Raw genomic sequence first — 13,452 nt, forward strand, 5'->3', positions numbered from 1 at the left:
CCTGTGGTAATCATTCTCTAAAAACAACTTTTATTTTTGAGGATGAATAATCCTTTTGCCTTATTTGTTTATCTGAATCTTCTAATGCGGAGAGCGTTGGTACATTATTCATAAAATGCTGAACATAATAATTTCCTTCAAAACTTTTAGATTCCAGATAAGCAATCATTTTGATAAACGCAGATTCAGAAATTAAACCCGAATGAAAAGTGGTTCTAATCTCAAAAGGAACATCAAAATCCATCAGTAAAGAAAAACTTTGTTCAAATACTGAAAACAAATTCGATTGCGTTATGTGTTCAAAGGTTTCGGGAAGACTTTTAAAATCCAGTGCTACATAATCAATGAGTTTTTCCTCAATCAAATTTTTTAATACTAAAGGTTTTGATCCATTTGTATCAATTTTGACAGTAAAACCCAATGCTTTAATTTCTGTTATAAAAGGAATAATATTTTTATGCATGGTACATTCACCGCCACTTAAAACTACGCCATCTAAGAGTCCTTTTCTTAAACGAAGAAAAGAAAGAACACTTTCAAAATCTATTTTTCCTTTTCCCAGAACAATATCAGGATTATAACAATAAAGACATTTCATATTACAGCCTGCAAACCAAATAATGCAGGCTGTTTTATCCGGATAATCCAGTAATGTAAAAGGCGTAATGCTGTAAATTGCTTTAGCAGATAACGGCTTCCTCAAAATGAGTTCGTTGCTGGTGTTCTCCTTTTTTTCCAATATTAAAACTTTCTACAGGTCTGTGATATCCCATTACTCTTGTGTACACCAAACATTTGCTTCTTTTAGTTTGGTTTTCTTCTAAAATTTTAAGCGTTTTTGTTTTCATAAGCGAGACTATTTTGATTGTTTTCTGTTACTAAATCTTCATCACATTTCGGGCAATATTCATGTTCTCCGTTTAAATATCCATGAATCGGGCAAATGCTAAAAATGGGTGTTACGGTAATATAAGGCAGTTTAAAATTGGTTAAGACCTTTTTCACAAAGTTTTTACAGGCTTCCGGACTGCTGATTTTTTCTCTCATGTACAAATGCAGAACTGTACCGCCAGTATATTTGCATTGTAATTCATCCTGAAGCAACAAAGCTTCAAAAGGATCGTCTGTATGGTCTACCGGAATTTGTGAACTATTGGTATAGTAAATGTTTTCATTTTGTCCGGCCTGAAAAATTTTAGGAAAACGCTTTTTATCTTCCTTCGCAAATCTGTACGTTGTTCCTTCAGCCGGAGTGGCTTCAAGATTGTATAAGTTTCCGGTTTCTTCCTGAAATTCCTTCATTCTTAATCGAATATGATCGAGAATTTCGGTAGCAAAACTAATTCCTGAATTATCTGTAATGTTTTGTTTTCCTTTAGAAAAATTAATCACCATTTCGTTCATTCCGTTTACGCCAATGGTAGAAAAATGATTCCTGAAATGTTTTAAATAGCGTTGTGTGTAAGGATATAATCCCTGATCGTACATTTTTTGAATAAAAATTCTTTTTTTCTCCAATGTCGATTTTGCAATTTTAAGCAGTTCATCCAGATGCATGAATAAGTTAATGATGTTTCCGTGATGCAAATAACCTAAACGTGCCATGTTGATGGTTACAACACCAATACTTCCCGTCATTTCTGCGCTGCCAAAAAGACCATTTCCACGTTTAAGTAATTCCCTTAAATCCAGTTGTAATCTGCAACACATACTTCGTACAGCGTTGGGTTTGTAAGCATCAGGATTTTCAACCTTATTTCCATTATCATCCAGAATATACTGGCTGCCAACGAAGTTCTGAAAATAAGAAGAACCTATTTTAGCCGTATTCTCAAATAACAAATCCACATTTTCACCTTCCCAGTCAAAATCTTCTGTGATGTTAACGGTTGGAATCGGGAAAGTAAAAGGCTGTCCATTTGCATCGCCTTCTGTCATGATCGTATAATAGGCTTTATTAATAAGATTCATTTCTTTCTGAAAATGAGTATATTTTAAGTTGATCAGACTGTCAGCACCTCTTTTTTGTGCCTCAGCAAAAAGCTCCTTGTTTTCTGTATTTAAAAATAAATGCTCATTATTTCGGGTCGGAATTTGTTCTTTTAAATCGTCAGGAACAATCCAGTCCAAAGTAATATTGGTAAAGGGAGATTGACCCCAGCGAGCAGGAACATTCAAATTATAAACAAAACTTCTGATTCCTTTTAAAACCTCTTCATAAGAAAGCTGATCCTTAAAAACATAAGGAGCCAGATAAGTATCAAAAGAACTGAAAGCCTGAGCACCAGCCCATTCGCTTTGCAGAATTCCCAGGAAATTAGCCATTTGCCCCAAGGCTTCCCTAAAATGAGAAGGAGGTCTGCTCTCGACACGTCCGCGCACGCCATTAAAACCGTCATTTAGCAGCACACGCAAACTCCATCCGGCGCAGTATCCCGTCAGGCAGTCGAGATCGTGAATGTGTATGTCTCCATTACGATGTGCAGCACCTTCTTCTTTATTATAAATTTTATCCAACCAATAATTGGCGATTATCTTACCGGCAGTATTACTTACCAATCCAGCATTAGAATAAGAGATATTTGCGTTGGCATTGATTCGCCAATCTGATTGGTTAATATATTCGTCAACAGTTTGTGTACTGTCTACATAAGTAGTGTCATCATTCAGGCCATTCACATGTTCTCTTTGTAATTTTCTCGTATGACGGTAGACAATAAAAGAGCGCATGGTTTTAAAATAGCCATTTTCAAAAAGTACTCTTTCAATCATATCCTGAATTTCCTCAACAGGCCAGGAATATTTTGCGTCAAGTCCTGAGAGCACTGTTTTAAAAATTGTTTTGTCAAAGGGCAGATTTACACTTTGAAAAGCTTTTTGAATGGCATCCTGAATTTTATAAGCCTCAAAAGGTTTATAATCTCCATTGCGTTTGATAACATATTTTTCCATGTTTTTATTTTTTATGAGACATGCTCAACGTTTTTTTCAAGACTGATTGCTTTTGGAAACAGAATATTGTTTTCCATATGAATGTGTTTGTGCAGATTTTTTTCAAATTCATCCAGCATTCCAAAAGTCACTTTATAAGTAGCACAAGAATCAGTTGGTGGCGTATAATTATTAGATAATGTGGCAATTCGTTTAAAACGTTGTCCTTCTGCATTATGTTCTTCTTTCATCATGAGAACCTGATTTTCCAGAGAACCAAAAGGCGGAGTTTCAAGAAATAATCCTTTGCTATGGGCTCTTTTCATTTGTATGATAAAAGGAAACATGGTTCGTTCTTCCTTATCCATATGTGTATCCAGATCGGATGCGGCATCCAGAAACAATGCTTTTATTTCATACAATTCAGGATGGTTATCGCCATGAACGGTACATAATTTATTTAGATATTCCTCAAGAACAGGCGTTTTTTCTTTAATATATCTATGATGTGTTTTTATAATATAATCGGTCAATAAATCTACGGACCAGGATTTATAGTCGAAAGATTGATTTTCAGTTCCATTTTTTGCAGTTTCAATATGCTTAATAAGAATGGCTTCATCGATATCTCTTTTCTTGCAGACTTCTTCGATAGTGCGATGTCCTTTACAACAAAAATCGATGTGGTATTTTGTAAATATTACGGCAGTTCTGAAATCATCTGCTACAATTTCGCCAATGGTAGTTTTGCTAGTAATTTTCATGTTGGTAGGTTATATAGAATTAAATGTTAGTTTTAGATGTGGTAAGACTGTTATTTTCCTCTTTACATTGTTTTATAATTATTAAGGCTGTGGCAAGCATATTGGAAAACTCTACAAATGGTATGGTAATTTCATGTGCCTCAATAAGAGAAATGGCTTTATTGTTAAGCATTTTGATTTTTTCGAATGCCAGATCAGCATCTCTTTCGTTGCTGGTATAAAAAGCAGTAATCAGACTTTGCAGCTCTTTTTTGAGAATTGCAAAGGCATGATAATCGTTTGTTTCCTGTACTTTTGGAAACTTCGGAATAAGTATTTTGGTCGAAAAAATAAATTTGGCAATCGTTTTATCTACATTTTCAGCCGCCTGATGGGCGAAAACAACAGCTTCCAGTAATGAGTTTGAAGCTAAACGATTTTTTCCATGCAAACCCGTTCTGGCACATTCGCCAATAGCATAAAGATTAGGAACTGTAGTAGCTCCGTTTTGATCCACTTTTATACCTCCGCATTGATAATGAGCTGCAGGCACAATCGGGAGTAAATCTTTTTCGGGGTTTATTCCCAGACTTTTACAATGTGCTGTAATAATTGGAAAATGAGACTGAAATGACTCCGCATCAAGATGTCGGCAATCTAAGTAAACATGCTTTTTTGAGCTGTTTTGTATTTCCTGATTAATGGCCTGCGAAATAATATCACGTGTTGCGAGTTCACCTCGTAAATCGTATTTAAAAAGAAACCTTTTTTGATCTTCGTTTACAACATAGGCACCAAAACCTCGCACAGCTTCTGAAATAAGAAACATTGGGTTTTCTTTTCCAGCCTGTAAAGCCGTTGGATGAAACTGAATATATTGCATGTCTTCAATCGCAACTCCGGCGCGTGCTGCCATTGCGATTCCGTCTCCGGTTGCAATTTTCGGGTTTGTCGTATTTTCAAATAATTGTCCGCAGCCACCCGTACTTAAAACGACTGTTCGGGTTCTGATATATTTTATACGGTTGTATTTTTTATCATAAAAGAAAGCACCGGTACAAATAGTCTGGCCTTTTTTTGTCTCGGTATTCAGATCAATAACCTGATGATTTTCCCAAATTTCAATATTGGCCGTTTTTTTTATGATTTTCAGCAGTTTTTCCTGAATTTCTAATCCGGAACTATCTTTATGGTGCAAAATACGATGCTGAGAATGTCCGCCTTCCAGACCTAAATCCCATTTTCCTTCTTCATTTTTATCAAATAAAGTTCCAATTTCAAGAAGTTCTTTGAGTCTTGCGGGAGCCTGTTCGATGACCATTTTTACAATAGCTTCATCACAATGACCATTTCCTGCTTGAAGTGTATCATTTATATGTTGCTCAAAACTATCCTGAAGATTCTCTGTAACCATTGCAATTCCGCCTTGGGCAAATCGTGTATTGGTATGTTTAGCCGTTTCTTTAGTCATGATAACAATCGATAAATCAGGGCGTTTTTTAGCAATTTTCATTGCAAAAAATAATCCCGAAATACCAGAACCAATAATAAGTATATCTGTTTTAAGCATGTTATTTTGATTTAAGATTATGACCGTTTTAAGATAACTGAAGCATCTTTTCTATAGGTTTCAGGGCATCAATTCGAAGTTGTTCCTGTATGATGATTTCGGGACTTTCGTTTTTAAGACACCAATACAATTTTTCGAGCGTGTTCATTTTCATAAAAGCACATTCACTGCAAGCGCATGTATTGTCTTCTGTGGTAGGAGCCGGGATCAGGGTTTTGTCGGGAACAGCTTTTGCAAGCTCATGCAGGATACCGGCTTCTGTAGCCACAATAAAAACGGCAGTAGGATCCGTTTTGATAAAGTTGATTATACCTGAGGTTGAGCCAATATAGTGGGCAATTTTTAATATTTGGCTTTCAGATTCAGGATGGGCGGCAATTTTAGCCGTTGGATTTTTTTTATAAAGGTCGATCAGCTTATCTAATGAAAAAGCCTCATGAACAACACAGGAACCTTTCCATAAAACAAATTCACGATTGGTTTCTTTTTGAAGATAATTTCCCAAATTTTGATCGGGAGCAAAAATAATTTTCTGATTTAAAGGTATCGATCCGATTATTTTTTTGGCATTCGCCGAAGTGCAAACCAGATCGCTCATTGCCTTAATTTCGGCAGAACAATTAATATAGGTAACGACAACATGATCGGGATATTGATCTTTGAAGGTTTTAAAATCTTTAGGATCGCAGCCATCTGCCAGTGAGCAGCCTGCTTCCCAATCGGGAACAAGAACTTTTTTGTTTGGATTTAAAATTTTAGCTGTTTCTGCCATGAAGTGAACTCCGGCAAATACAATAATATCAGCACTTGTAGTTTGTGCTTTTTTGGATAATTCGAGACTGTCTCCAATAAAATCGGCTATTTCCTGTATGTCTTCATTTTGATAATAATGAGCCAGGATAACGGCATTTTTTTCTTTTTTTAAGCGGATTATTTCCTGTACTAATACGTTTTTATCCATGGTTTTAGTCTTAAATTTTCTCTTCTGTATTTTTTTTTTAAACACAGAAGAGAAAAGATTCTAGTCTTATTAATCGTTTATTTAGCTACTGTTAAGTATATAATTTTAATAGGGTAAATATATTATCATCATATTTTTTAAACTATGATTATAATCATACTGTATTAAATTTATTTTTACAGCTTAGCCATAAACGATCAATTACTAGTTAAAACTAAAGGCAAGATTTACAAAAAAGTTTCTACCCATTCGTGGAATTTTATTCCAGTCAGAATAGGTGGTGTAATATCGATCAAAGATATTTTCGACTCCTGATTGTACTTTTAGTATATTTTGATTCCAGTTGAAAGCATATCCCGCATTAATATTAAAAATTAAGTAATCAGGTGTTCTGGTTTGTCCGTACGTTGAGGCAAATTCGTTTTGAGCCAGATTTCCCAAAGCGGTAATTCCTGCATTAAATTTTTCTTTTTGAAAGTTGATGCCCGCACTATATTTAAATGGACTTATAAAAGGAAGATTATTTCCGTCATTATCTCTTCCGAGGCTATAGGTTAACTGCGTTTTTAATTGCCAGTTTTCTAAAAAGGCATATTCCAGATTAAAATCGGTATTAAAAATTACGGCATGATCTATTGCTTCATAAATTTTTACGCCAGAAGCACCAATGGTCATTGGGAGTGCATTCGGATCAATTTTTCCGATGATATAATCTGAAAAATAGAAGTAAGAACCTGTAATTTTAGAGGTCAGTTTATTCTTTTTGAAGCCAACAGAAAAGTTACCTTCAAGCGCTTTTTCATTCTTTAGATCCGGATTTCCGATATAATCGTAAAAATCATTGCTGTTGTACAAATAAAACCCATAACCTTCTGAAACAGATGGAGCTCTTTCGGCGTAAGCCAAACCAGCACCAAACTCAAATTGTGAAATGGTTTTAGTGTAATTTCCGGAAAAACTTTTTAAGAATCGGTTCTTTGTAGCTTCCATATCCGGATAAAAAATCTGCAGACTCTGTAATCCGAAATCATTTGCAACGGTATTAGAATGAAAACCAATATTGGTGCTGATTCTTAACTGATCTGTTTCAGAGATTACGATGTTATCTTCTAAAGCCAATCCGTTATAAAATGTTCGAACATCGGGCCAGGTATACATAAACATCAGATTTTCGTTAGGATCTTTGGGATACATGGTCATTTCTGCAATTGATTTATTGTAGAAAGAATTTAAATCGGCAATGAAATTATGATTTTCGAATTTCCCTTTTATTTTCGAATAAAAACCATACGTATCAGACCAGCCCGGCATATCCATATGAATTGGTACGTTTGGTCTTTTGGTATCGTCCATTTTATGCGTAATGGTATTGAAGTATGCTTTTGTTTCCCAGTTAGAAATAATGCCCGAATCCGGTAAATATTTATAACTCAAAGACATAATTTGAGCTTCTGCTAAAGAAACGTCCATTGGAAGCGCCGGATAGCCTACATTATTGGCTTTATCGTAAATTGCCGATGCTTCAACTAAGTTTTTCTTATTGATAAAATACCCTGCATTGGCAGAAATATTGTACTTAGTAAATTGTGAAAAGTTTACTTCCTGATCGCCTCCGGCTTTGTAATTTTCGGCATCACGATGCATAAAATCAATATGGGCATAAAAGCGGGTATCATTATAGCCTAAAGACCCGCCAATAATTTTTTGCAGATTATTACTTTCAAATCCTGAATTTAAACTGCCGTTCCAGCCCGTTTTGTTCTGATCAAATTTGTTGCGTTTTAAATCTACAGAACCGCCAATGGTCGATCCGTGGCAACTTGCCTGCTGACCTGATGCAACGGTGGCTTCGGCTAAATTTGAAACTTCGACATAAGAGGTAATCGGGTCCATTTTGTCAGTACAGGCACCAAAAATTCGCATACCATCAATCGTAATTACGGTGCGTTCTGTTGCCATATTGTTTAGCACTGGTTCCCAGGCATAAGCACCTCTTTTGATCATATTTACTTTTGAAGACTGAGATAAATAATCTTCTACAGAAGTCAATGATTTAGCTTGTTTTAGATGCAACGAAGTTTTTTTTCCGATCACTATAATTTCATCCAGTTTTATAGTGCCAAGACTATCGGTTGCTTTTTCCTGTGCCCAGCAAATTGCCGAAAACACAGCTAAAAAAACTGTTGTTATATTTTTCATCATCAGATAAATTAGAAGAAAGAGACAGCGGTAACTATCTCTTTCTCATTACTATATTTTAGTACTTAAAATTCAATCTCAAAATAAAGACTGCTGGCTGTGTTTTCTGCAGTTACAGCTTCTCCTTTAAGAACCTCATCTGTAGCATTAAGTACCTGAAGATTTATTTTCCAATATCCGGTCATGGTCAAAGAAAGTTTTCCTTTGTATAATCCGCCAGCTTCAGCTTGCAGAAAATCGGTGTTATTTGGCGAACCGTGATTTCCCATACTTGGCATTCTCGGATCAATTTTTACTTTAAAATTATTAACGACAGCAAATGTCATCATATCCTGCATTTTGTAAATTGCAAATGTTGCATCATTTAAAGCCACTTTTGGAGCAGCAGGAGTAATGTAAGCAATTACATAATTGCTGCCATCTGTACCTTTAAACGAACTTACAGTGCGTTTTGCAGAAGCAGGAACGGCAATTTTATCTACAGCTGTATACGAAACATTATTTATGGTATAAGTAAAAGTTAGATCCCAGTACTCTTTTTCGTTCTGTGCCATTTGAAAAATTATATCACCTTCGTAGATTGTTTTCTTATCAGTGGCTTTCTTTACTGGTGTTTTCGGGCAGGAATGCTGCATCATAGTCATGTGCATAAGGGGTGTCCAGTCTATTTTGGCATCAGTAACATAAGTATTGGTTTTCTTGTCTTTTATTCTTAGTGAGATATGGTTATAACCCTGTACCAAAGCTCCTGTTGTAGTAAATAATTCAACAGTATGAGTGTCATTTGCGATTTCCTGAATTTTTTGAAGTCCGGTTGTTTCATCAGCTGGGATTTCAGATGATGAATCGTTATCAGAAGAACAAGAATAGAACGTAATGGCTGCAAAAAGCAGTGCTGTGTATTTTAAAATTTTCATGAAATATTAATTTAAATAATGATAATAGAATCTCTACCGAATTGCTTCGGATAAAGGAGATTTTTTAAAAAATAGAAAAATTAACAGCTGAAAATAGGTGGTCGGAACACAGATCCAGTATTTAAATGAGAATATAGATTCTGGTATACCGAATTGACTTTTAGAATTGATTTCGTACTTGTTTCAAAAGTAAAAACGGGAATTTTTACTATAAAAAGTACTACGGTTTCTGTTGTTTCACTTTTTTTATCATTAGATGACGGCGTTTCATCTTTGTACGCTTTAATCAACTCTTTCTTTAAGTGACATTTACCGTTACAACCAAGTTGCGGTTTGGTTTTGTTTTCACATAATTCCGTTGCAATATATTGGTAATTCAGTACGTAATCCAAAAATGGAAAAGCCGGTCTGAATACCAATGAGAAAAGGAATAAGTAAACACAAAATTTCATTAACCTATATTTTGAGGTTACGAAGATACTATGAATATTTATTTAGTTGTATGATTTTGGTCATACTTTATAAAATTTAAGTTCTTGAATTTTGGTCAAAAGTTTAACATATTAAAAAAACAAAGTAATGAACAAACTACTCGTATTAACAATGTTTGGATTTTTCTTTTTTGTGTCCTGCGGAAAAGAAAAATCAAATACCGATCAGGATTTTTCTGCACCAGCTCCGGCTGAAAAAACTGCAGAAGCAGAATCGTATGATCCTAAAAGAGGTCTGGGAAAATATTCAACTGTTGAATTGGGAGCCACTTTAGATAAAGCTTTAGCAGAAAAAGGTCTTAAAACTGCAGAGGTAAAATGTACTTCTTGTCATAAAGCAACCGATGAAAAATTAGTTGGTCCGGGATGGAAAGGTGTAACCGAAAGAAGAGCACCGGAATGGATCATGAATTTCATCACCAACCCAGACCCAATGATAGATAAAGATCCCGAATTGCAAGCTCAACTGGAACTTTGTATGATTCGCATGCCAAATCAAGGATTAACAGATGATGAAGCGAGATCTATATTAGAATATATGCGCCAGAATGATGGGGTAAAATAACTTCTAATCAGACAAAATTTAAATAATAACCTTATGAAAAATAAATTTTTAAAATCGATTTTCGTAGTTACGTTAGGATGTGCCTTTTTTGTTTCCTGCAAGCCAAAAGATTCAACAGATGCTGTTGAAGGTGATGCAGCTGCAAAAGTATATGTTGCGCCGGGTAAATATGACGAATATTACAATTTTGTATCAGGTGGTTTTAGTGGACAAGTAAGTGTTTACGGACTTCCTAGCGGAAGACTTTTACGCGTAATGCCTGTATTTTCTCAAGATCCGCAAAGTGGTTACGGTTATAGTGAGGAAACCAAAGCAATGCTTAATACCTCACACGGATACGTGCCCTGGGACGATCAGCATCATCTTGATTTATCGCAGACAAACGGGGAAACAGACGGACGATGGCTTTTTGCTAACGCAAATAATACACCCAGAATTGCACGTATTGACCTGAAAACTTTTAAAACAGCCGAAATTATTGAGCTTCCGAATTGCGGTGGAAATCACTCTTCGCCTTTTATCACTCAAAATACAGAGTATGTTGTTGGAGCAAGCCGTTTTAGTGTTCCTGCTGATAATGACGACGGAGATGTTCCAATTAATACTTATAAGAAAAACTTCAAAGGACATCTTAGTTTTGTAAAAGTAGGGAAGGAAGGAGAGTTGGATTTGGCTTTCCAAATTGTAACTCCCGGAGTAAATTTTGACCTTAGTCACCCGGGTAAAAAAGAGTCGCACGGTTGGTTCTTTTTCTCTTGCTACAACACAGAACAAGCCAACACATTATTGGAAGTAAATGCTTCTAAAAATGATAAAGATTTTATCATGGCGGTAAACTGGAAAAAAGCAGAGGAATATATCAAAGCCGGAAAAGGAAAACGTGTTCCTGCAAATTACGCTCATAATACATGGGACGAAAAAACACAAACGGCCAAATCGGAGATGAAAAAAGAGGTTTTGATTCTTGATGCTGCAGAACTTAAAGATATTTGCTATTTAATTCCGTGTCCAAAATCACCTCACGGCTGCGATATCGATCCTACAGGAGAATATATTGTGGGAAGTGGAAAATTAGCCGCTTTAATTCCTGTATTTAGTTTTACAAAACTTAAAGATGCGATTGCTAAAAAACAATTTGACGGAGCTTATGCCGGAATTCCGGTTGTTAAATATGAAGCTGCCTTGCATGGCGAAGTTCAAAAACCTGGTTTAGGACCTTTGCATACAGAGTTTGACGGAAAAGGAAATGCATATACGACAATGTTTGTTTCTTCTGAAGTTGTAAAATGGAACATTAAAGATTTGAAAGTTTTAGACCGAAAAGCGACGTATTATTCTCCTGGTCACTTGATGATTCCGGGTGGAAATACAGAGAAACCATATGGAAAATATATGGTGGTTTACAACAAAATCACGAAAGACCGTTTCTTAGAAACTGGACCAGAATTGGCACAAAGTGCGCAGTTATTTGATATCAGCGGAGATAAAATGAAACTGTTATTAGATTACCCAACAATTGGAGAACCGCACTACGCACAAGGTATTCCGGCAGAAAAAGTTAGAAATAACGGTCAGTTGAAATTCTACAAAATAGCAGACAACAATCATGCTTTTGTAACAAAAGGGGAAAAAGAATCTAAAGTAGTTCGAGAAGGCAATAAAGTTCATATTTATATGACTTGTATTCGTTCTCACTTTGCACCGGATAATATTGAAGGAATCAAAGTTGGAGATGAAGTTTATTTCCACGTTACGAATCTTGAACAAGATTGGGATGTTCCTCACGGTTTCGCAATCAAAGGCGCAAATACTGCCGAATTGCTAATCATGCCGGGAGAAACATTAACGCTGAAATGGGTTCCGCAGAAAAAAGGAATTTTCCCATTCTATTGTACCGATTTCTGTAGTGCGCTGCATCAGGAAATGCAGGGATACGTTCGCGTTTCGCCTGCAGGAAGTAATGTTCCGATTACTTATAGTCTAGGTACCAACTTACCAAAAGAATAGCCAGTAACCACAAGGGAACAAAGTATTCTTTGTTCCCTTTTATTTTGAATTATTATGAGAAATAATACACTTTCTAACTTTTCTAAATTGACTCTTTTAGCATCAGGTCTTTTGTTGATTGGAGCAATCTTTTTCCCAATTTGGAGAATTGAACTTACAGCACCTCAATATCCTGAAGGTTTGGTTTTAAAACTTCATGCCAATAAAATTGCAGGCAATGTAGATATCATAAACGGACTTAATCATTACATAGGAATGAAGACTTTGCATACCGAAGATTTTATAGAATTTAAGGTCTTGCCTTATATTTTGGGCGCTTTTGGTATTGCTGCGATAGTTTCTTTTTTATCAGCAAAGAAAAAAGCACTTTATGCAGTCTTTTTTTCTTTTTTGATTTTTGGGATACTTTCCGCATGTGATTTCTACCGATGGAATTATGAATACGGTCACAATTTAGATCCCAATGCTGCTATCAGAGTTCCGGGTATGGCATATCAGCCGCCTATGATTGGTTATAAGCAACTATTGAATTTTGGCGCCTTTTCAATTCCGGATATTGGAGGATGGATGCTCATTGGAACGGGAGTTTTACTTGCTCTGGCAATTGCAAAAGAGAAATATGGAGCTAAGAAATCAGGTCGTTTATTGAGTCTTTTGGTTCTTTCAGGGTTTCTTTTGTCATGTTCGGGTGATAAATCAGTTCCTATTAAACTAAACGTTGATAATTGCGATTATTGTAAAATGGGCATTAGTGATGGTAAACACGGAGCTGAAATTATAACCGAAAAAGGGCGAGCCTACAAATTTGATGATATAGGTTGCATGGCGAATTATTGCAAGGAAAACCAAAATGTAAAAATCAAAGCTTTTTATGTTCATAATTACAACCAAAACAATGAATTGATTCTGGCAGATAAAGCTTTTTTTGTTTTTGGAGGCGCTGTAAAAAGTCCGATGAACGGGAACATTGCTGCTTTTTCAGATAAAAGTCAGGCAAAAGCTTTTGAGGCAGCTTCAAAAGCAAAAGAAATAAAATGGACAGAAATTCTTCAAAAGTAAAAAGTCCGG

General features: G+C 35.6%; 12 protein-coding genes. 3 read left to right on the forward strand and 9 right to left on the reverse strand.

Going from position 1 to position 13,452, the window contains the following annotated elements; translation table 11 throughout:
* Positions 1-10: 10 nt before the first annotated feature.
* From KHA98_RS06230 to KHA98_RS06270, 9 genes are all read right to left on the reverse strand, one after another.
* Positions 11-703 (reverse strand): anaerobic ribonucleoside-triphosphate reductase activating protein, encoded by a 693-nt coding sequence (locus KHA98_RS06230; protein WP_246522203.1) that lies wholly within the window; start codon positions 701-703, stop codon positions 11-13.
* On the reverse strand, positions 681-848 hold the full coding sequence (nrdD, locus tag KHA98_RS22985) for an anaerobic ribonucleoside-triphosphate reductase (RefSeq protein WP_213256356.1): 168 nt from the start codon (positions 846-848) through the stop codon (positions 681-683). The genes KHA98_RS06230 and nrdD overlap by 23 nt, the downstream gene beginning before the upstream one ends.
* Entirely contained in the window at positions 829-2,952 is a 2,124-nt protein-coding gene (locus KHA98_RS06240; RefSeq protein WP_213256357.1) for a ribonucleoside triphosphate reductase, read from the reverse strand. The genes nrdD and KHA98_RS06240 overlap by 20 nt, the downstream gene beginning before the upstream one ends.
* An 11-nt stretch (positions 2,953-2,963) precedes the next feature.
* Positions 2,964-3,695 carry an iron-sulfur cluster repair di-iron protein gene (gene ric, locus KHA98_RS06245; protein WP_213256360.1) on the reverse strand — a complete coding sequence of 244 codons (732 nt, stop codon included), beginning with the start codon at positions 3,693-3,695 and terminating at the stop codon, positions 2,964-2,966.
* Between the two features lie 19 nt (positions 3,696-3,714).
* A complete protein-coding gene (gene nadB / locus KHA98_RS06250) occupies positions 3,715-5,244 on the reverse strand; it encodes an L-aspartate oxidase (RefSeq protein ID WP_213256362.1) in 1,530 nt (509 codons plus the stop codon).
* 28 nt (positions 5,245-5,272) lie between these two features.
* Positions 5,273-6,205, reverse strand: a complete 933-nt coding sequence (nadA, locus tag KHA98_RS06255) for a quinolinate synthase NadA (protein WP_213256364.1) — start codon at positions 6,203-6,205, stop codon at positions 5,273-5,275.
* A gap of 204 nt (positions 6,206-6,409) precedes the next feature.
* Complete coding sequence (locus KHA98_RS06260; RefSeq protein WP_246522181.1) at positions 6,410-8,407, reverse strand: TonB-dependent receptor; 1,998 nt, start codon at positions 8,405-8,407, stop codon at positions 6,410-6,412.
* A 62-nt stretch (positions 8,408-8,469) separates the two neighbouring features.
* A complete protein-coding gene (locus KHA98_RS06265) occupies positions 8,470-9,321 on the reverse strand; it encodes a FixH family protein (RefSeq protein ID WP_213256366.1) in 852 nt (283 codons plus the stop codon).
* An 80-nt stretch (positions 9,322-9,401) separates the two neighbouring features.
* The gene (locus KHA98_RS06270) at positions 9,402-9,773 is read right to left on the reverse strand and encodes a hypothetical protein (protein ID WP_213256368.1); all 372 of its coding nucleotides are present in this window, start codon (positions 9,771-9,773) and stop codon (positions 9,402-9,404) included.
* Between the two features lie 127 nt (positions 9,774-9,900).
* On the opposite strand from KHA98_RS06270, the gene KHA98_RS06275 reads away from it, so the two are divergent.
* Genes KHA98_RS06275 through KHA98_RS06285 form a run of 3 tightly spaced genes read left to right on the forward strand, consistent with a single transcriptional unit; the run spans position 9,901 to position 13,443 of the window.
* Positions 9,901-10,377, forward strand: a complete 477-nt coding sequence (locus KHA98_RS06275) for a c-type cytochrome (RefSeq protein WP_213256370.1) — start codon at positions 9,901-9,903, stop codon at positions 10,375-10,377.
* Between the two features lie 33 nt (positions 10,378-10,410).
* On the forward strand, positions 10,411-12,384 hold the full coding sequence (gene nosZ / locus KHA98_RS06280; protein WP_213256372.1) for a Sec-dependent nitrous-oxide reductase: 1,974 nt from the start codon (positions 10,411-10,413) through the stop codon (positions 12,382-12,384).
* Positions 12,385-12,438: 54 nt separating this feature from the next.
* A complete protein-coding gene (locus tag KHA98_RS06285; RefSeq protein ID WP_213256374.1) occupies positions 12,439-13,443 on the forward strand; it encodes a nitrous oxide reductase accessory protein NosL in 1,005 nt (334 codons plus the stop codon).
* Positions 13,444-13,452 lie beyond the last annotated feature (9 nt).

It is taken from the genome of Flavobacterium branchiicola (assembly GCF_018383905.1).
Classification (GTDB): domain Bacteria; phylum Bacteroidota; class Bacteroidia; order Flavobacteriales; family Flavobacteriaceae; genus Flavobacterium; species Flavobacterium branchiicola.